This is a genomic window from Mycobacterium sp. 29Ha (genome assembly GCF_032883055.1).
Lineage (GTDB): Bacteria > Actinomycetota > Actinomycetes > Mycobacteriales > Mycobacteriaceae > Mycobacterium > Mycobacterium gallinarum.
The window spans coordinates 1-20108 of record NZ_JAMQTI010000043.1 but is presented as its reverse complement, the minus strand read 5'-3'; the positions used below and the strand labels follow the sequence as shown (position 1 = coordinate 20108).

The window sequence follows — 20108 nt, the reverse complement described above, 5'->3', positions numbered from 1 at the left end:
CCATGACCCCGACTCCGCGGCCGATCGAGGACGTTCTTGCCCTCAGTCCTCTACAGGAAGGGCTGTTTGCGCTATCCCGACTGGCCGAAGACCACCTCGACCTGTACAGCATGCAGTTCGTTGTGGATATCGACGGGCCGGTTAACCTTGAGTTGCTCCGCCGCAGCGCTCAAGTCATGCTGGACCGGCATCCGAATCTACGCGCCGCCTTCTGGGATCGTGATGTACCGAAACCGGTGCAGGTCGTGCCCGCGCAGGCGACCTTGCCATGGTTCGAACGGGTCGCCTCGCCAACGGAATTCGACGCTATCGCACGGTCGGAACGACGGCGCGCGTTCGACCTGAGTCGTGGGCCGGCACTGCGGGTCGCCCTACTTTCCGTTCCCGGTGAGACCAGGCGACGGATGATCTTCACCGCGCACCACATTCTGGTGGACGGATGGTCACTCGCCGTGTTCTTCATGGAGATGCTCGCCGTGTACCAGGCCGGGGCCTCAGCCGACGGGCTACCGACTCCACGTCCCTATCGCGACTACATCGCCTGGCTCGTCCAACAGGACCGCGCCGCCGCGACTGCGAAGTGGACTGAGTACTTGCGCGGCGTGTCCGGACCGCTCATGGTCGCCGATGGCGCCGTCGTGGCGGGCGATGACGTGCCGGAAAAGACGGAACTGCGGTTGCCTGAAACCGACGCGGTAAGACTGCAGGAGTGGGTCGGGCGCAACGGTCTCACACTCAACACCGCAGTGCTTTTCGCGTGGGCACTCGTGCTCAGCAGGCTCACCGACCGTCGCGACGTCGTGTTCGGCACCATCATCTCCGGCCGTCCAGAAGGCTTGCTCGGCGTGGAGACCATGGTCGGCCTGTTCATCAACGCCGTACCCGTTGTGCACCGCTTCAGCGGAACCGACTCGGTGGTCGAGCAATGCGCACGGTTGCAGCGCGAATCGTCGGCGATGCGTGACGTCGGTTATCTCAGCCTGTCAGAAATTCAGCGTGAAAATGGCCGAGGCACTTTGTTTGATTCGCTGTTTGTCTTCGAGAACGCACCGATCGAGGATGCGATCCGCACGGTCGATACACCCGATGGAGTGCGCTTCTCTCCCATAGAGATGGAAAGCCTGACTCACTACCCGTTGACGGTGGTTTCGCACCTGCGAGATGACGAACTGGTGGTGCTCGTCGAAGCGATTCGCGAAGCACTGCCGCATTTCCCGGCCGCCGACGTCGGCGAGCGATTGCTCAGCGTACTGCGGCAACTGCCCGATATTGGCGACGACAGCGCCGACGCACTGGATATTCTCACGTCGGCGGAGCGCACAGGACTCCTTGCGGGGCAACCGGTTGCGGCCCCATCTACGACGGTGTGGGAAATGTTCGAGCGGCAAGTCAGCGCCACGCCTGACGTCGTTGCGCTGACCACCGACGGCGCCGAGGAGTACACATATTCCGAATTGCATGCTGACGCAAGCCGACTGGCAATGGAGCTTGCCGAATACGGCATCGGACCGGAGAGCGTCGTTGCACTGGTGTTGGCACGTTCCAGCCGATCCATCGTCGCCATCCTTGCGGTGCTTGCCGCAGGCGGCGCCTACCTGCCGGTCGATATCACGCTGCCCGCAGCTCGAATCGAATCCATTCTGCATCAAGCCAACCCGGTACTCGCTATCACCCAATCGTCCTTCTGTGAACTTGTCGGCCCGCAGCTGCCCAGGCTGGTCCTCGACGACCCAGGTGTAGCCGAGCGCATTTTGCGCCGTCGCGCCGTCGCGCCGGCGGTGCGCCGTCATCCGGAGCACAGCGCATATGTGATCTTCACTTCTGGTTCTACCGGTGAGCCCAAGGGAGTCGTCGGGACCAATGCCGCATTACTGGGCTATTTTGCTGATCATCGGGAGCGTATCTACCAAACCGCCTGGGAGCGCCTAGGCCGCCCGATGCGCATCGCGCACGCTTGGTCTTTGAGCTTCGACGCCTCATGGCAGCCGATGGTCGGCCTGCTCGATGGCCATGCGCTTCATCTGTTCGACGCCGAACAAATGCGCGACGCCGATCGGCTGGTGAAAGGAATTGCCGCACACCGGATCGACATGATCGATACCACGCCCTCGATGTTTGTCCAGCTGCGCGCGGCAGGACTCCTCGATCATGCTCTTTCGGTACTGGCCCTAGGTGGCGAGGCGATCAACCCCACGCTGTGGGAGCAGTTGCGCGACCTATCACCCACAGCGGTGTACAACTGCTATGGACCCACCGAAATGACCGTCGAGGCCGTGGTGGCGCCCGTCGATGACTACCAAGTACCGACGATCGGCACCGCGAACGCCGGAACATTCGCCTACGTCCTGGATTCGGGGCTGCGGATGGTCCCCAACGGCGTCGTGGGGGAACTATACCTGTCGGGGGTACAGCAGGCCCGCGGCTATGTCGGTAGATCTGCGCTGACCGCCGCTCGGTTCGTCGCCGACCCAGTGCGCCCGGGACAACGCATGTACCGCACCGGTGACTTGGTACGTCGCCTTGCGCACGGAGCCTATTCCTATGTGGGACGCGCCGACACCCAAGTCAAAATTCGAGGCTACCGCGTCGAGATAGCAGAGGTCGAAGCCGCGCTGCGCTGTCAGCCGGAGGTACACGACGCGGCAGTTTCCGTCGTGCGTCGCGACGGCGCCACCAGCCTGGTCGGTTTCGTTGTGTGGCAGGCGGAACCGGATGGAGATCTCGCCCGACTGCGCTCCGCGCTCACCGACCGGCTGCCGTCGTATATGGTCCCGGCTCGGATCGTGGCGTTACCGAAGCTGCCAGTGAACGCCAACAGCAAACTGGATGTCCATGCGATCGACCAGCTAGCAGAAAGCGCGCTCTCGCGCGTCGCTGAAAACGGGATGGAGTCGGCGTCCACCGATACTGAACGGTTGCTGTGTGAAACGTTCCAAGAGCAGTTCAACGGCCTTGTCCCGCACGTCGACGACGACCTCTTCTCGCTCGGACTAGACAGCATCGTGGCGATCTCGGTAACTCTCAAGGCTCGTCGGCGTGGCCTCACATTGAGTCCACGGATGCTGTTCACCGCCCCGACCATCCGTCAACTCGCGACGACGATCGACGCGGCCGGCCCAGACAACGCCGTCGAGAGTGCTGCATACGGTGAGGTGATGCCACTACCGATGGTGTGCTGGCTGTACGAGCACGGAAATTACCGCCGGTTCACCCATACCGTGTTGCTTCAATTGCCGGCCGAAATCGACCGCTCGTCGATCGAGTCGATGCTGCAGCTGTTGCTCGACGGGCACGACATGCTCCGATCCATCCTGGTCGATACTCCCAGTGGACCGCGCTTGATTACTCGCGAACCCGGCGCGGTCGCCGCCGCCGACTTGCTTACCCGCGTGGAGTTGCCGAAATCGACCGATGCCGAATTCCATTCGGCGATCACACGTTCCGCACGCACGATCATTGACGAGATTGATCCCCGGGCAGGTGCGGTGGTGCGAGCGGTTTGGTTCTCCGGCAGCGAAGAGGGCCAAGTGCTGCTGCTCACCGCACACCATTTGGCGGTGGATGTGGTCTCCTGGCACATCATGCTGGGTGAGGTCGCCGAAGCCTGGCGCTCGGTGAGTTCGGGAGAAGCGCCGAAGATGTTGCCAGAATTCACCTCTTACCGCCAGTGGTCGGAGCTGATGTGGCAACGAGCCACGACGCCCGAGGTAGCGGCCCAGCGCGAATACTGGGTCACGCAGGTACGCGAACCCGATCCCCCGTTGGGCGTGCGGCACCCCGACCCAGCCCGTGATATCTGGTCCAGCCTGCGAGTCACTCCGGTGGTCACCCCCGTTCATATCACCGAGCGCCTGCTGGCCATACTCACCAGAGAAGAGGGGATGCGCGAATTCCTGCTGGCCGCAATGACCATGACGATTGCGAGTTGGCGGAGGGAGCGTGGCCACGATCCAGCTTCCGGCACGCTCATCGACCTGGAAGGCCATGGCCGCGCTGATGCCATTATGGGCACCGACACCACAAACACCGTCGGTTGGTTCACCAGTGTATTTCCGATACGGCTCGGCTTAGGTGAGGCGGCCGTCGATGTCGAGCGGGCCGAAGAAGATCCAGGTGCGGCTCGGGCTCTACTCGACTCAGTGGCTACCCACCTTGCCGCGATCCCGAATGAAGGTCTGGATTATGGCCTGCTTCGTTATGTCGAACGCACGCCCGAGTTGCGGGCGGCCGCCGAACCCCAGATCCAGTTCAACTATATGGGCCGGATGGACCTCGGCGGTGTCACGGGCCAACCGTGGTCACTGCTCACCGGACCCCAAATCGATGCGCTCCCCATCGATCCTGAGCCGGATCTGCCATTGCATTTCGCTCTCATCATCGGTGCGGTTGTAGGTGCCGCGTCCGAAGGCCCCCAACTGATCACCAACTGGTGCTGGAATGAAGCCCTCTTCGCGCCTGCCGACATCGACCGACTGACGGACCTCTGGCGACGCAGCATCGACGTACTGGCTGGCGAATAGACCAAGCAAGGCAAAAAGTGGGGCCGCCGCAAAATTCTGGCACTACCTCGAGGCGCAGCACCGGCTGATGAGGAGGTTTTTGTTTCAGGACCGGCTCGGCGGCTGACTTTCGGCGGGCGAGCCGACAACGATGCTGCCGACGCTGCACTCTTGTAACTCATCGACCCCGGTGGCCGCGACGAACGCGGCGGTATCACTGAATCCCTGAGCGCACGCACCAAGACCCATCGCGGTAGCAGCCAGATAGATCGTCTGCATGAGGACACCGACATTTTTCAGAATGATGGCGTAGGAGACCTGCTCGTAGGTCCACATCACGCGCCCGGTGCGCGCGGCCATGACGACGAGCACTTGCGGCTCGGCGCCTCCAGCCAGAGTCGCTGAAGCCGGTTTCAATAGCTGTAACACCGCCCGTGAATCCGCGGCGGCCACTGGGCAGAGCACGTGGTCGAACGAATCGTAGTGGTACATGCCGGGTTCGAGTCCGGCGACATTTCGCACCACCGGATAGAGTTCCAGCTCATAGAGGCCGCCGCCGGAAGGATATGGCCGTGACAGGAGTTCCTCGCCCTCACCGACCGGCTGGACGCTCCTTGTCCGTGCTGTGCGGTATAGCAACTCCGCCAGTTGTTCAACGCTGATTGGATCGCCGTCGTCGAATGACCTTGTCGAGACTCGATCTTCGATCACGGCCATCAGGGAGGGGTCTTGACTCCGTTTCACCGTCAGGTCGGGAACGGGCAGGATGATCGATTCACCTGAATAGTTCGCCCGGCGTGCCCGGGGCTGCGGGAATCGGTCCTTCGCCCACTTGGTCGGACCAAAATGCTCCCATGTGACGATGCGCTCACCGAGCGTGCTGCGGCGGTGAAACCACACATCCGGGGCGCTCCAGCTGACGGTTTCAAATCTGGAGTCCTCGTCACCGTAGGCAGCAAGGATGCCGCACCAACGCAGGTCCTCTAAGAATTGCGACGTCACTGCAAGAGGCAAGTCAGAAACGCGTGTCGATGGTCCGTCGAGCAAAACGAGCAGACGTGGGTCATAGATGCACAGATCGCACCACGCCAAGGCATGCTCGAGGATAAAGCCCTCTGAGTTCCGATGCAGCACAGCGAATTTCGACATTACGACAGATTGAGGCGGTGCGGTCGGCCGCGGTGCGGGTTGTCCGAACGGCTGTATCGAGTATAGAGGCTTCTCTCCCTCGCGCACAGTGACCGTCAACCAGCCGCCGGCGATGAGGCGATCCAACAATGCGCCCATATCGCTTCCATTTTCTGATCGAAACAGCTCCGCCACCGTTGCCCCCCCGACGTTGAGAGTCTTGAGCGCCTGTAGCTGACCAGCGGTCAAGCGCGTAAGCCTCTCACTGCGAGGAGGATTCAACAGCACCGCCCCGGCGGGAGTGGTCACGCAGGTGACGCCCAAAGCCAAGGCCAATGTCGTCTCGTCAGGATATCTGATGTACGCCAACCCGAAAGCCCTTCCGTTCTCGAATTGCATCGCCGCGCGCCAAGTCTCAGCGTAAATCAAGCGGAAGCTGTAACGCCAAGTCCCTCTTGTACGTAAACTGCGGCTGCCAAGGCCAAAGACCCTACGCCGCGTGACGGCGAATACCCGCACGGTCGGTGATCGCCAATTCAGCCGTCGCCGCGATCGCTGCACTGTGGGTGCCCGGCGCGCCGGTGATAACGTTCGAGCTGGGCTACCGACGCGGACCGGTTGGCCTATAGCCAACGAGGTATGGGTTTGAATTGGGGTATCCGGCGCCAGTTCGAATGGTTGCGGGAGTGCGCGGCGATCCCGCGTGATCTCGGACTCGGGCTGTTGATCGTCGGTGCGATCATCGCATGGGTTACCAAATCTATGGCAACAGTCTGGTTACCGACCAACCCGTGGGCCGGTGAGTTCTGGAAGGAGATAGGTGATACACACCCTAGGCAACAGTCACTTTGTCCGCCTACCCGACGGGCGCAAGCTGCACTACATGACGGCAGGCGCTGGCAGCCCGACTGTGGTGTTCGAATCGGGTTTAGGCGCTTCGCGATCGGAGTGGGGACTCGTGCAGCCGCTTGTGGCGCAACGATTCCGGACCGTCGTTTATGACCGGGCCAACCTGGGGCGCAGTGACGACGACCGTGAAACACGCACGCTGGACCGCATCGCCGATGACCTCAACCAGCTGCTGTCAGCGCTGGATGCGGCCCCGTACGTCCTAGCCGGGCACAGCTACGGCGGAACGATCGCCCTTGCTGCTGCAGCCGCGAATCCGTGCCGGATCGCAGGGCTGGTCCTCGTCGACCACGCTGACGAGCATCTCGACGTCTGCTGCGGGTCGTCGCTCAAACACCTGCGGATGATCGTGCTGGCCGGCCGGTGGGCGCTCGGTGTCCTGCGGCGTCTGCGCCTGCTACCGCTGGCCGTCCGGCGGGCCATGCCGGGCATGCCTGCGGACGTGGTGCACGATCTGGTTACCGAAGATCTCACCGTGCGTGCCGTCCAGGCGGCCGACGAGGAGGAACGGTTCTTCATCCAGGGTCTGCAAAGTCTGCGGCGTAATCCGCCAATCCTCGGAGACACCCCGATCACTGTCATCTCAGGGATGAGGTCGACGATCTTCGACAGGTCCATCCGTAAGGCGTTCTTGGGGGCGCACCGTCGGGCGGCAGCGCGTTTGGATGCGCGTCACGTCGAGGCGACGCGGTCGAATCATCAAGTGGTCGTCACCGAACCACTACTAGTCGCTGACGAGATCATCCGAATCGCCGGCTACCGGCGCGAGCTGGCACCCGACGACCCGCGTGGTGCAGCGTAACGATCGGACCCGTCGCTACGAGCGTCGCGCGATGCTGGGGGTTGACCCTGATGGTGTACCTGACTGGGTGCTGGTCCCGCGGGAAGGATGCGCGCATGTCGCGCGAGTCTAATACTCTGGAGTTTCGGGAGCAGGCTGCGCGCGTGGTGACCGAAACGGGCCGGCCGGTCCCTCATGCGGCCGCTTCCATCGGTGTCGGTGAGCAGTTGCTGAAGAAGCTGCGCAAGATTCGACTGGAGCCGACCTCAGCTCCCGGTGCTTTGATTGTCAGACCCGCCGGTTCGGATCCGAGGTGGGGCCGGGTTTGCGCGGCGACCCGTACATCGACCTTGGTCTGGATCTCGGCGCGCCAGCAGGCCAGATCGTCGGCGGCCTCGAAGGACCGGCGCGTACTCGATGCCGCGCAAAACGTCATCGCGCCCATATTAATCGGCCAGACCAGCGCGGTCGTAAGGAGCAAATGATCCATTGGGGTCCCCCTTCGGCGCGAGGGCCCTGCGCGCCGCCGTCCACGCATGCGGGCCTACAGTCTACGTACACGAATAGTAGACCTGATGGAGATGCATCACCGGTGGGAGAACCGATGCCCAATCGCCTTCGTGCACATGCTGTGTGCGCCATCGACGCTGTTCTCGCGGTGGGATGTGCCCTGGACAGGATGCCGTCACGTAGGGGCGGCACGTTCGAGTTCGTTTCGCCCGTTGGCAGACTGGCCTATCCTACGATCGTCGGAGACCCGGGGCGGCGTCGGCGGCCCTGAGGTGCTGACATGAGCGGTTCCCCGGTGGATCAGCGGCGCCCTTGCGGAAAATACCCCTACGGGGTACGTCTAGAGGACGCGTAGGAACCGCCCGCGCCGAGCGTGGGCATAGGACGCAGGGAGGTCGGGGCTATGTACGCCGGGTTGACCTGGACCGTGCTGATCGCTGTCGTCGGCCTCGCAAGTTTGTATGGTGCGCATCGACTTACGGCGGTGTCTGCTACGGCGTTGATTTCGCTGCCGTTCCAATCTGGATGGGCGCCCGAGGAACACGCGCTGTCGCGCTACCACGTCCGCTGGTACCTGGCCACGCTGGTGTTTTTGGCCTTCGACGTCGAAATGCTGTTCATGTATCCCTGGGCTGTGGTTGTCAGTGAGATGGGCGCCACCGCCGTCATCGAGATGTTTCTCTTCCTGGCCGCACTGCTCGTAGCCATCGTCTGGGCGTGGCGGGAGGGTGCGCTGCGGTGGACCTGACCCGATGGCTGACCCTGCTCGCGAGCCGGCGGGCGCACGTGTTCATCGCCGAGGTACCGGGGAATTGGGCTCTTCGCGCCGGGGTGCAGGACATGATGGCCGATCGCGGATGGCATCAAGCCCTCTCGCCGGCCGACGCCGACATCTTGGCGGTCTGCGGAGCAGCCGACGACGAATTCGTCGACCTCATCGATCGCATCTGGGACCAGGTGCCGGGCCCCCGGGCCTGTGTCGATATCGCAGATATGTCGTCGGCGAGCGCCGAACTGGACCGTGCAGCCGGTGTCCTGATCGACGTCGCACGGCAACGCGCGGATGCCGCGGAGCGTGAACGGTCAGCCGTGCCTGTACGAGATCACGGCGCGGGCTCCGAGAACCATCACATGCCTGCTGGCGCCGCCGGACATGGCCGCCCTGGGGACGGCGGCCGGCCCGAGGCAGGCCACGATGTCGCGCACCACATGGAGCACGGCAACGCACCGCCGCCCGACAGCTCCGTGCAGGAACATTCCGACAAGCCAAGCGGGGCGGCCGTCGACCACGGCGCACACCAACACCACGACGGCAGCCACGCACAACACCCTGAGGACACTGCACACGCCGGTCACGACATGGGGCACGACGGTCACCACATGGACCACGGCGATATGGATATGGCCCCGGCCGGAATCGCACTCGCCCAAGGTGGTGAGGACCGCGACGGCTTGGAGATGGACGAGCTCCATGTGCGGCTGGGTCCGTTCCTGGCGTACTGGCCGGCCGGGCTGGTGCTGCGTTGCGTTCTGCAGGGCGATGTCATCACCGCCGCCGAAGCTCAGACGATGGGTGCCGCCCGCGACGAGCAACCGCCGTCATCCCCAAGCAGGTGGATGCAGGCCGCCCGCCACACCGACTATCTCGTGGACCTGTTGATGCTGGCCGGTTGGCCGCGCGCCGTCGCCCGTGCACGACGGTTACGAAAAACGCTGTTGGACAAGCCAACCGATGACGCGACTGCCCGCAAACAGATTGCTTCCTTAGCCTCTCTCATACACCGCTCGCGAGTGCTGCGGTGGGCGCTGCGCGGTCTGGCCCCGGTCGCCGTCGACGACGTCCACACCTACGAGCTGCCGACTGGACTGGCCGGGGATACCTACGATCGGCTGCTCACCCGGCTCGACGTGGTGCAAAGACTGATTCACCACGAAGCGGAGACACCCCCGCTGCACGTGCAGTGGAGCGCCATCGAGCACATGCTGCCCGCCCTGGTCGAGGGTCTCGATCTCGCCACGGCACGCCTGGTGATCGCCGGATTAGGTATCGACACGTCCGCCGGACAGCTGGGTCAGCATGCCTGAGGTGACAACAGTCGATGGCGCGTGGGCGCTAGGGGCCGCTGCCCTGCTGGCGGTGCTTGCCCTGTTCGCGGCCAGCCTGGACAGCACACTGTCCGCACGACCCCACGGTGGGGGCGGTGCGGTGGCCGCGCCGCTGTTCGAGGCGGCCCGCCTGATGCGTCAGCGTCGTCGAACACTCGTGGCCGCCGACGCGTTGCTGTGGCGCATCGGGTGTATTGGCCCGGCCGTGGTCGCTTCGCTGATGATCGTCGTCGTGCCGCTGGGGCACTGGACGCTGCTGGACCTTGATGTCGGCGTGATGTGGGTCAACGCCGTGGACGTGATGATGTGGGCGGTGGTGTGGCTGGCCGGCTGGGGTCCCAATTCGGTGTATTCACTGATCGGCGGCTACCGGTTCCTAGCTCACGCGCTGGGTTATGAACTGCCGTTGATGTTCGCTCTCGTCGCGCCCGCCATCGCCGCGGGTAGCCTGCGGGTCGGCGACGTGGCCAGCGCCCAGCACGATTTGTGGTTCGTGGTCTGGATGCCGGTCGCATTCGTGGCGTATTGCCTTGGTGTCTTGGCGTTTTCGGTGTGGGGCCCCTTCGCGCCGGCACTGGGAACTGACATCGCCGGTGGCGTGACCGGGGAGCTGTCCGGGGTTGACCGGCTGGTGTTTGTTGCAGGTCGCTACGCCGTTCTGGTGGCTGGCGCGGCGTTCGCCGTGCCGATGTTCCTCGGCGGCGGCGCCGGACCTCTGCTGCCCGACTGGACGTGGTCGGTCGTCAAAACCATTGCGCTGCTTAGCCTGTTGGTTTGGCTGCGCCGAGCGGTGCCCGCGCTGCGACCCGACAAGTTCATGGAGATCGGCTGGGTCGTGCTACTACCCGCCGTGTTGATGCAAGACCTAGTGGTGGCGGTCATCGCCATCTGGAGGAGTTGACGCACAATGATCGTCCATATCGTGTTCTGGCTGCTCGCCGTCATCGCCGTCGCTGCCGGGGCCGCGGTGTTCTGGGTCGATTCGATGGCGCGGGCCACGTATGCGCTGGCGGCCTCGTTCATCGCGGTTGGCGTAGTAGTTCTGCTGTTGCAGCAGAACTACATCGGCGTGGTCACCATCTTGATGATGGTGATGGAGATGGCGGTAATGGCGGTCTACATGGTCATGTTCATGGGCATGAACCCCGCGCTGATGCCGATGAGCATGGTTCACGACAACCGGCGCGCACTGGTCGCCGCCGCGGCCACCTTTGTGTTTTTGGCTTGCGGGATTCTGCTGATCGACTGGCCCGCCCGGCAAGGCGAGCCGGCGCGGGACGTCACGATGGCGCTCGGCGAGGAGCTGATGGGTCCGCACATGCTCACCATGGCGGTGATCAGCCCGGTCATGGTCGCCACGATCGTGGCCGGGATCGTGTTGGCGGCCGCCCGTACCCGCTACGACCGTTTCGGCGATGACCTCACACACCGCCCCGGACACGACCCGCAACCCGGAGGGGTGGGCCGGTGACCTTACAAACGGTGTTGCTCGTAGCCGCAGCGGTGTTCAGTGTCGGGCTCTACGGTGCGCTGTCCCAGCAAGTCGTGGTGATGGTGATGATGGGCTTGGAGTTGATGATCAACGCGATCATCCTTGCCGCCGCGGGGTTTTGGTGGTTCATCATGCCGGCACCTAGCGGCCAGGTGTTGCTGCTGGTGGTCATCGCCGCCATGACGGTGGAGATGGCGATGGGATTCGCCATAGCCACGGCGCTGCACCGCGAGCGTCGCGCCGACATGACCGACACGGCAGCCGACCTCTCCGGATGAGCCCCGTGATGTCAGCGCTGCTGTGGCTGCTGGTCGCTACACCTGCCGCAGTGGGAGTCGTCTTGTTGATCTCCCGCCGTGACAATCGGTGGACCGAAGTGATCTCGTTGGCCACCGCGCTCGGGTGCGTCGCGGTGTCGGTGATCGTGTCGGTGGCGCGGCCGTCGGTGCAGGTTGCCTTCATGGCGGGTGCGCCGTTTGGCCTTCGGGTCGACGCACTCGCCGGGACAGTACTACCCGCGGTCACCACCGTGACTCTGCTGGTGTTGATGTTCTCCGCCGGAAACATCCGCGAGGCGCGGGGCCGCTTTCACGGGTTGATGCTGGTATTCGCCGCCGCCGCCATCCTGACGGTGACCGCTGCGACCCTGCCCGCGCTGCTGCTGGGATGGGAAGTGATGGGGGCAGCGTCGTACGCCCTGATCGGGTTTTGGTGGCGCGAGCAATACCGGGTATCGGATGGTTTGACCGCCTTCGTGACCACGCGCACCGCTGATCTGGGTTTGTATCTGGCCGCGGGCGCCGCGCTGGCCGGCGGCGCGGGGATGGCGCTGAGCAGTTTCTCCGACGCCCGGGGCGGGTGGCGCGATGTCATCGCGCTCGGGGTGCTCGTGGCCGCGCTCGGGAAAGCCGCGCAGCTGCCGTTCTCGTTCTGGCTCTCGCGGGCGATGTCGGGCCCCAGCCCGGTCAGCGCCCTGCTGCATTCAGCGGCGATGGTGGCGATGGGCGGCTATTTGTTGTTGCGGACGCAACACCTGCTGGCCGCCACCGGCTGGGCCGCGACCGCGGCCGCGTGGGTAGGCGTGCTCACCGCGGTGGTGCTCGGCGCGGTCGCGGTGGCCCAGCGCGACATCAAGCAGCTGCTCGCCGCGTCAACGGCAGCCCAGCTGGGATTCGTGGTGATGGCCGCCGGTGTGGCTGCCGTCGGCGGCGGCGCCGCGCATCTGGTTGCCCACGCCGCCACGAAGGCCGGACTGTTCCTCGCCGCCGGCGTGTGGTTGTCGCTGCTGGGCACCCAGCGTCTGGACGACCTCGGCGGTGTGGCGCGGCGTTGGCGGGTTGTCGGGTGGTCGGCCACCATCGCGGCACTCACGCTGGCCGGGATAGCGCCGCTGTCGTTGTGGGCCACCAAGGACGCTGTGTTGACCGCCGCAGCGCAGCACTCCCCCGCGTTGTACGGGCTGGGATTACTCGCCTCGGCGCTGTCGGCGGCCTATGCGGCCAAGATGCTGGTGGTGATCTGGGCCAAGCCGTCGACTGACGGCACCGCCCCCGCACAGGCCGCGCCGCCCCGAGGCGCGCCACGTCGGCTCACCACCCTCGAGCAGGCGCCGCTTGTGGTCCTCGCTGTGGGGGCGGTAATCGCGGGCGCGCTGGCCCTGCCCCCGCTGGGCTCGATCGTCGCGCGCGCCCTCGACGGCGACCAGCCGATCTCGCATCCGGGCGTGGCCGAGCTTGTCGGTTCGGCCGCCCTTGCCCTGGTCCTGATGGTAGCGGTGGCCCGTTGGGGTGTGCCCGAACCACGGTGGGCCGCATCGTGGCTGGGGCTTCAGCGCGGCGCGCATCTGCTGGTCGTGGCCCCGACCATGGGCGCCGCCCGGGTGGCCGCCCGATTCGATGACAAGGTACTCGACATGGCGGTCGACGCCACCGCGAGCGCCGTGTTGCGTGCGGCGCGCCGGGCGGCTCAGACCGACACCGGTGCAGTGGATCGCGCCGTCGACGCGGTGGCCGCGCGGGTCGGGCGGTTCGGCCAGCTGGCGCGCCGACCCCAAACCGGCCAGCTGCATCATTACTACTTGGCCGCCGGAGTGCTGCTGCTCGCCGGCTTCGTGCTCATGGTGATGGTGAGGTGACGTCGTGCTGACTGTGATCGTGTTCTTACCGCTGGCCGCCGCGGTGGCGCTGCTGGCTGCGCCCCGGCTGGGCGGACGCGCCGCCAACCTGATGTGGGTGGCCGTCACCGTGGTCGACGTCGCGCTCGTCGTGGTGGTGTGGGCTCGATACGACGCGCCGGGGATCAATGAGCTGGCGTTCGAGGAGCAGGTCCCCTGGATCCCCGGCGTCAACAGCAGCTACCACGTCGGCGTCGATGGTTTGTCGCTGCCGCTGGTGGTGATGACCGCGGTGATCTTCCTGGCATGCGCCATCTACGGGCTGCGCAACGAGGACCGGCCCCGGCTACAGGCCGCCTTGTTCCTCTTCCTGCAAAGCGTCAGCCTTGGATTGTTCGTTGCTGCCGATCTGATCTTGTTCTTCGTCTTCTTCGACCTGTCGATCGTGGCGATGTACTTCGTCATTGCCGGCTGGGGACACGGCGACGCGGCCCGCTCGGCGCTGAAGTTCTTCCTCTACACATTCCTGGGATCGCTGGCGCTGCTGGTCGGCTTCATCGGCCTCTACATTGCCGCCGACCCGCACACCTTCGACATGGTGGAACTGGCCGCCACCACACCGTTGGCCGGCAGCCCGCTGGCGGGCGGCTTGGTGCTGGCCGCGATCCTGCTGGGGCTGGCGGTCAAAACGCCCACGGTGCCGTTCCATACCTGGCTGCCGCCGGCGCACACCGACGCGCCCGCGGTCGGGTCGGCGGTGCTGGCCGGGGTGCTGCTGAAAATGGGCACCTACGGATTCGTCCGGGTCGCGATGCCGATGCTGCCGCAGGCATGGCGCGATTGGGCGTGGCCGATCATCGCCGTCGGCGTCATATCGGTCCTGTACGGGGCGCTGGTCGCGCTGGCCCAAAACGACCTCAAACGCATGATCGCCTACACCTCGGTCAACCACATGGGCTACATCGTGATGGCGGTCGGCGCCGCCGGCCTGATCACGGCCGGTACCGCCGACGCGCGGGAGGTCGCGGTGGTCGGTGCCGTCACCCAGATGGTCAGCCACGGCCTGATCACGGCCGCCTTGTTTCTGCTCGCCGGGGTGTTCTATGACCGAGCGGAAAGCTACGACATGGACTCCTACGGCGGCCTGGCCGGCTCGGCGCCCAAACTAGCTGCGCTGTTCGCCGTGGGCGCATTCGCATCACTCGGACTGCCGGGCTTTTCCGGTTTCATCGCCGAATTCCAGATCTTCGCCGGCAGCATCGCCGCCGCACCCGTCACGGCGCTGGCCCTACCCGGCATTCTGATTACCGCCGCGCTGTTTCTGCGCGCCCTGCAACGCGTCTTCACCGGCCCAACACGTGGGCTTTCGGTCGGCTTCACCGATCTGCGGGTCCATGAGACCGCTTCGGTGTCAATGCTTCTCGTGCTCAGTGTGGCCATCGGGCTAGTGCCCCGACCGTTGCTGGATTTGATCGAACCGGCCGCCGCCGCACTCGTCGCGCTCCTCGGGAGATAGGCCGTGAATCCGGAGGCGGCAATGCGGCCGCTGCTGATGGCGCCGGAGATGCTCATGTTCGGCGCCGGTCTGGTCGCGCTGATCGCGGGCTCCTTTCTGCACCGGCAGCGGCAGTGGTGGGTCGGCGTCATGGCGGCCGCGACGCAAGTGAGCGTCATCGGCGTCGCAGTCGTGCAGATGGCCGGGCCGGATCAAATGGCTTTCGAGGGCGCGTTTTCCGTCGACACCGCGACCGGCGTAGCCCGGATCACCTGCGCGGCCGGCTTGTTGTTGATCTGGGCGGTGGCCGCCGCAGAGATGCGCGCATCCCCGCGGGAAGCCGAAACCTATGCCCTGCTGATGTTTTCGTCTACCGGGGTCCTGGTCTTGGCCGGGGCAGAGGACCTGTTGCTGTTGGTGGCCGGATACTTTCTGGCCAGCATCCCGCTCTACGGGCTGGTCGGGTTGGTGCGCTCGGCTGTCGCAGCAGAGGCAGCCATGAAGGCCTATCTCATGGGTGCGTTGTTCGGGATCCTGCTGATGCTGGGCGTCACGATTCTTTACGGCCTCACCGGCACCACGCGTTACCCGCAGCTCGCCATGGCCCTGGGCGGCGCTCCGGCGGTGGCGGTCGCCGCCGGAGTAGTCGGGGTGCTGGCGGGCCTGATGTTTGAGGCCGGCGGTGTGCCGGCACACTTCTGGGTGCCCGACGCCGCGCAGGGCGCCAACGTAACCGCGGCGACGTTTCTGACCACCGTGCCCAAGATCGGGGCACTAGTGGCGCTGTATCGCTTCACCACTGCCCTGCCCGACACCCTGGCCTGGCCCGTATTGATCGCCGTATTCGCCGTCGCCAGCATGACATTGGGGAACCTGGCCGCCTACTGGCAGAACGACCCACGTCGGCTGCTGGGCTGGTCCACGGTCAGCCAGGTCGGGTATCTTCTCGTGCCGATCACCGTCGCGGGCAGCAGCGAGTTGGCTCTGCCGTCGCTGCTGTTTTATCTGGGCGGCTATACCGTCACCAACATCGCTGCGTTCGCAGTGACCGCGGCGCTGCCGGGGCGCCGTGATCTCAATTCTTACCGCGGCTTGGCCCGAACCCGCCCGTGGCTGGCCGGCGCGTTGGTCGTGTCGCTACTCGGTCTGGTGGGCACCCCGCCGACCGCGGTGTTCATCGGCAAAGTCACCACCGCCGCCGCGGCCTGGGACGGCCGTTACGCGTGGTTGGCCGTCGTCGTGTTCGTCAATACGCTGATCAGCCTGTTCTACTACCTGCGCTGGATCATCCCTACCTTCGCGAGCCTGCATCAGGCCGACGAGATCGACCGATCAGAAGTACAGCATTGGCCCGCCCGCGCCGCAGTGTTGGCCGCCGCGCTCAGCCTCCTTCTGGGCATCATCGCCGGGCCGGTTTGGCAACTAGTCAGCTGAGCCGCATCGTCATGCGTGCAGGTTTCGCGCTGCGATACGACCGGGAGGTGTCCGGAAGTCATTGCGGGACAAGGACACTACCGCCCATGCGACGAGGCGCTACATGGTGCCGGTAGACCGCTGGACTTGTTGCGGGCATGCGCGAAACTGGGGATTCGGTGGGTGCATTCGGCCCCGCACCGGCCGCAGGGCCGCGGCAAGTTCGAACGATTATTCCGCACCGTGCGCGAGCAGTTCCTCGTCGAGGTCACCGACACCGCCGCCGAGGATCTCACCGCAGCCGGCACCGATCAGCGCGCCGCGCTGCTGGAACTCAACCGGCTGCTGACGGCCTGGATCGAAACCGAGTACCACCGCCGCACCCACACCGAGACCGGCCAATCCCTGCTGGATCGGTGGAATGCCGGCTGGACGCGGCTCGGGCGGACTCCGGCGATGCCCACGGCAACCGATCTGACCGAGGCGTTCCTGTGGTCAGAATTTCGGATGGTGACCAAGACTGCGACGGTGTCGTTGCACGGCAACGTCTTCCAAGTCGATGCCGCGCTGGTGGGGCGCAAGGTCGAGTTGGTGTTCTCGCCGTTCGACATGGAAACCGTGGAGGTCCGCCATCAAAACAAGGGGTACGGGAAAGCGCTACCGCACAACATCACCCGCCACGTTCGTCCGAAGGCCAGAGCCGAAGTGCCGGAACGACCCTCGCCCCCGGCGACGGGGATCCACTACTTGACGTTGACCGCCCAGACCCATCACGAGCAGGTCCGCGCCGATCGGCGGATCGGCTACGACGCCCTGTTCGGCGATGACGCCGGCAATGGCGACAAGGCCCAGATTCCCGGGCAGCTCAGCATCGACGATGTCAAGGACCTCACCAATCGGAACGAGACATCGGCATGAGTATTCAACGCCTGCAATCATATTACGGTTTCACACGCATGCCGTTCGGGGTGGGCTGGCCCCATCGATGCTGCACCGCCACCCCGGACACGCCGAAGCCGTCGCCCGCGTCACCTGGTGCGTGGACCAACACGCCATCGGGGTCATCGCCGGGGAAGTCGGCGCCGGCAAGACCGTCGCCATCCGCGCCGCCACCTCGGCGCTGGACCCAGCGCGACACGTGACCATCTACCTGCCCAACCCCTCGGTCGGGGTCCGCGGCATGCTGCATCACATCGTCACCGCACGCCCGCGCTCACAGCACCCAGGTTGAACTCTGCAGCGGTCGACGGAACCGTGACGGCCCTACGCGCGATCGTCGAACACCGCGACGACCTGGTCAAAACCCGCACCCAAACCGTGAACCGTCTCCACGTCGTGCTCACCAACCTCAGCCCCGCCGGCGCCCAACGTGACCTCACAGCCGAGCGGGCCGCCGAGCTCCTGCGCGGGATCCGCCCTCGCGATGCCGCCGGCAAAACCCTGCGAAACCTGGCCGGCGACCTCGTTGCCGAGGTCCGCCAGCTGGACCGCCGCATCACCAAAGCCGCCGCTGACATACAGGCCGCAGTCACCGAATCCGGCACCGCTCTGACCGATCTATGCGGTATCGGCTCGTTGACCGCGGGCAAGATCCTAGGCCGGGTCGGCACGATCGATCGTTTCCGCTCTGCCGCCGCGTTCGCCACCTACACCGGTACCGCCCCGATCGATGTGTCTTCCGGAGATGTTGTCCGCCACAGGCTCTCGCGTGCAGGCGATCGTCAACTCAACCTCTGCCTGCACGTCATGGCCCTCACCCAAATCAGGCAGGACACCCCGGGCAGGACCTACTACCTGCGGAAGCGAACCGACGGCAAGGGCCACAAGGAAGCGATGCGATGCCTCAAACGACGGCTATCCGACGTCGTCTACCGACAACTCCGCCACGACGCAGACAGCTTGGAGGCGGGCCCGGGAGGACACTCGGGGGCGGCTCTATCGTCCAGCGCGGCCAGCTCAAACCCCGCACACTGACGCTTCGGACAAGTCACTTCCCGGGCCCACCACCAGCCACCCTACAACTCACGGACAGCGGCCTCTTGACACAGAGAGGCGCAGTCTAGGTGTACCGCCCGGCAGTCAGGTTTGTGACAGTCGGCTGATCGGGGGTTTGCCTCCGATGGCTGAGTGGCGTCGTTGATTGTTGTAGTACTCAAGCCAGGGGGTAAGGGCGGCGCATCGGGCATCGTTGGTTTCGAATACTTCGTGGTAGGCCCATTCGCTCTGCAGTGTTCGGTTGAATCGTTCGGCCTTGCCGTTCTGCCACGGGCAATGTGGCCGGATGAAGATCTGACGTGCTCCCAGAGTCGCGACAACTTCGCGCAGTGACCATCGGTAGGCCCAGGCGTTGTCGGTCATGATCCGCTCAATGTGTTCGAGGCCGTTGGCCCGGAAGTGCTCGACTGCTCGTTGGAGGAAGCCCGCACAGGTGGGCCCCTTCTCGTCGGGCAGGATTTCGGAGTAGGCCAGTCTCGAATGATCGTCGATGGCTGAGTGGACGTAGTCGTATCCGATTTTGGCTCGCTTGTGGGCGTTGGTCTGACTCATTGGACGACCACGAGCCTTCCACCCGCCACCATCGGGGATTCTCCCAATCTTCTTGACATCTATATGGATTAGTTCGCCGGGCCGCGCCCGTTCATAGCGGACTGAGGTGAGCTTCGATGCCCGAATGGGCTGTCCAGTGAGTGGGTCGCAGTCGCGCAGATAGGGCAGCTGGTGGCGACGCAAGATCGTGCTGACAGTGCGAGCCGACATTCCGAGTTCGTCGGCGATGAATTGCTGGCCACGTCGGGAAGAAAGACGCAGCGCTACGACGGCGGATTCGACCTCTGATGGCGTCCGCCGTGTCAACTCCGGTTCAATCCTGACCCGGGAATTCCGATCGAAAACTGACCCGGCCTAGTGGATCTGCCGCTGGTTTCGTGCTGTGTGGTTTTCTGGGTTGGCGGGCGGGTTTGTCGGGTTGAAAGATGGTGTAGTGGACACGATCGGCGAGTATCTGGATTTGGTGAGTGAGGTGCGGCGAGGTGAGCCTGCGCAACGAGAGGGGCAGGCTTACTACAACGCCGCCAGGATGAAGTGGCCAGGTCTGCTCGATAATTTGCCGGTAGAAAGTGACCCGTTCTCCGACGACAAGCGGTTGCCGTCGTTTCTGGCATGGCTGGATCAAGCCAGACTGGAGGGGCGCCTGGACGGCATCTGATGCTGAAGAGGCTTGAGCTTCTTTTAACGACAGAGCGGTTCGCGATTTAGTCGTTGGTTTTGGCGGCGGGGACTCGGCCGAGGTCGCGGTCTTTGAGTCGGTAGCTGTCGCCTTTGAGGGAGATGACTTCGGGGCGTGTCAGATGGTTTGTGTAGCGGTGGCTCCTGATGAATGGAGCAGTATCGATGGATGTGACCACTGACGAACCGATGTCGGGCGCTGATGCCATGGAGGCGTTGAAGTCCGCGGGTGTGTTGGACGATGTGCTGGCCAAGATCGACGCGGGTCAGTTGCAGTTGACCGGCGAGGGCGGGTTTCTGCCCGAGATGGTCAAAGCCGTTCTGGAGCGCGGGCTGACCGCTGAGCTGACCGATCACCTGGGCTATGAGAAGGGTGATCCGATCGGGGGCGTGTCATTCCATCTGTGTAAGTCCGGGGTGGTCCATCATCGGACCGC

At 64.7% G+C, this 20108-nt stretch carries 15 protein-coding genes and 4 pseudogenes; 16 read left to right on the top strand and 3 right to left on the bottom strand.

Going from position 1 to position 20108, the window contains the following annotated elements; genetic code table 11:
- Positions 1–2: 2 nt before the first annotated feature.
- A complete protein-coding gene (locus M1248_RS32170) occupies positions 3–4520 on the top strand; it encodes a non-ribosomal peptide synthetase (protein ID WP_317150788.1) in 4518 nt (1505 codons plus the stop codon).
- Positions 4521–4604: 84 nt separating this feature from the next.
- On the opposite strand, the gene M1248_RS32165 is transcribed toward M1248_RS32170, so the two are convergent.
- On the bottom strand, positions 4605–6026 hold the full coding sequence (locus tag M1248_RS32165) for a SagB family peptide dehydrogenase (protein WP_317150787.1): 1422 nt from the start codon (positions 6024–6026) through the stop codon (positions 4605–4607).
- A gap of 421 nt (positions 6027–6447) precedes the next feature.
- On the opposite strand from M1248_RS32165, the gene M1248_RS32160 reads away from it, so the two are divergent.
- The 13 genes and pseudogenes from M1248_RS32160 (at position 6448) to M1248_RS32100 (ending at position 18420) form a co-directional block, all read left to right on the top strand.
- On the top strand, positions 6448–7338 hold the full coding sequence (locus M1248_RS32160; RefSeq protein ID WP_061007126.1) for an alpha/beta fold hydrolase: 891 nt from the start codon (positions 6448–6450) through the stop codon (positions 7336–7338).
- A gap of 95 nt (positions 7339–7433) precedes the next feature.
- A complete protein-coding gene (locus tag M1248_RS32155; protein ID WP_162563693.1) occupies positions 7434–7802 on the top strand; it encodes a hypothetical protein in 369 nt (122 codons plus the stop codon).
- Between the two features lie 428 nt (positions 7803–8230).
- Positions 8231–8575: an NADH-quinone oxidoreductase subunit A gene (locus M1248_RS32150; RefSeq protein ID WP_061007124.1), complete on the top strand. Its 345-nt coding sequence runs from the start codon at positions 8231–8233 to the stop codon at positions 8573–8575.
- Complete coding sequence (locus M1248_RS32145) at positions 8566–9912, top strand: hypothetical protein (RefSeq protein ID WP_317150786.1); 1347 nt, start codon at positions 8566–8568, stop codon at positions 9910–9912. The genes M1248_RS32150 and M1248_RS32145 overlap by 10 nt, the downstream gene beginning before the upstream one ends.
- A complete protein-coding gene (locus tag M1248_RS32140) occupies positions 9905–10834 on the top strand; it encodes a complex I subunit 1 family protein (RefSeq protein WP_317150785.1) in 930 nt (309 codons plus the stop codon). Before M1248_RS32145 ends, M1248_RS32140 begins: the two co-directional genes overlap by 8 nt.
- Before the next feature lie 6 nt (positions 10835–10840).
- Positions 10841–11404: an NADH-quinone oxidoreductase subunit J gene (locus M1248_RS32135; protein WP_317150784.1), complete on the top strand. Its 564-nt coding sequence runs from the start codon at positions 10841–10843 to the stop codon at positions 11402–11404.
- Positions 11401–11703 (top strand): NADH-quinone oxidoreductase subunit NuoK, encoded by a 303-nt coding sequence (locus M1248_RS32130; RefSeq protein ID WP_115327237.1) that lies wholly within the window; start codon positions 11401–11403, stop codon positions 11701–11703. Before M1248_RS32135 ends, M1248_RS32130 begins: the two co-directional genes overlap by 4 nt.
- 8 nt (positions 11704–11711) lie before the next feature.
- The gene (locus tag M1248_RS32125) at positions 11712–13559 is read left to right on the top strand and encodes a proton-conducting transporter membrane subunit (protein WP_317150783.1); all 1848 of its coding nucleotides are present in this window, start codon (positions 11712–11714) and stop codon (positions 13557–13559) included.
- 4 nt (positions 13560–13563) lie between these two features.
- A complete protein-coding gene (locus M1248_RS32120; protein ID WP_317150782.1) occupies positions 13564–15054 on the top strand; it encodes an NADH-quinone oxidoreductase subunit M in 1491 nt (496 codons plus the stop codon).
- Between the two features lie 21 nt (positions 15055–15075).
- Positions 15076–16467: an NADH-quinone oxidoreductase subunit N gene (locus M1248_RS32115; protein ID WP_317150790.1), complete on the top strand. Its 1392-nt coding sequence runs from the start codon at positions 15076–15078 to the stop codon at positions 16465–16467.
- A gap of 162 nt (positions 16468–16629) precedes the next feature.
- Positions 16630–17364 (top strand): Mu transposase C-terminal domain-containing protein, encoded by a 735-nt coding sequence (locus M1248_RS32110; protein ID WP_317150781.1) that lies wholly within the window; start codon positions 16630–16632, stop codon positions 17362–17364.
- Positions 17361–17650: pseudogene (locus tag M1248_RS32105) on the top strand (AAA family ATPase); the annotation flags it as partial. The gene M1248_RS32110 and the pseudogene M1248_RS32105, both read left to right, overlap by 4 nt.
- Positions 17651–17673: 23 nt before the next feature.
- A complete protein-coding gene (locus M1248_RS32100; RefSeq protein WP_317150780.1) occupies positions 17674–18420 on the top strand; it encodes a transposase in 747 nt (248 codons plus the stop codon).
- A 105-nt stretch (positions 18421–18525) separates the two neighbouring features.
- Here the strand turns inward: M1248_RS32100 and M1248_RS32095 are convergent.
- A pseudogene (locus M1248_RS32095) lies at positions 18526–19338 on the bottom strand (IS481 family transposase); the annotation flags it as partial.
- A gap of 88 nt (positions 19339–19426) precedes the next feature.
- Between M1248_RS32095 and M1248_RS32090 the strand changes: the two are divergent.
- Entirely contained in the window at positions 19427–19651 is a 225-nt protein-coding gene (locus tag M1248_RS32090; RefSeq protein ID WP_317150779.1) for a hypothetical protein, read from the top strand.
- 46 nt (positions 19652–19697) lie between these two features.
- Here the strand turns inward: M1248_RS32090 and M1248_RS33500 are convergent.
- Positions 19698–19781: pseudogene (locus M1248_RS33500) on the bottom strand (IS21-like element ISAau2 family helper ATPase IstB); the annotation flags it as partial.
- 55 nt (positions 19782–19836) lie between these two features.
- On the opposite strand from M1248_RS33500, the pseudogene M1248_RS32085 reads away from it, so the two are divergent.
- Positions 19837–20108: pseudogene (locus tag M1248_RS32085) on the top strand (hypothetical protein); the annotation flags it as partial.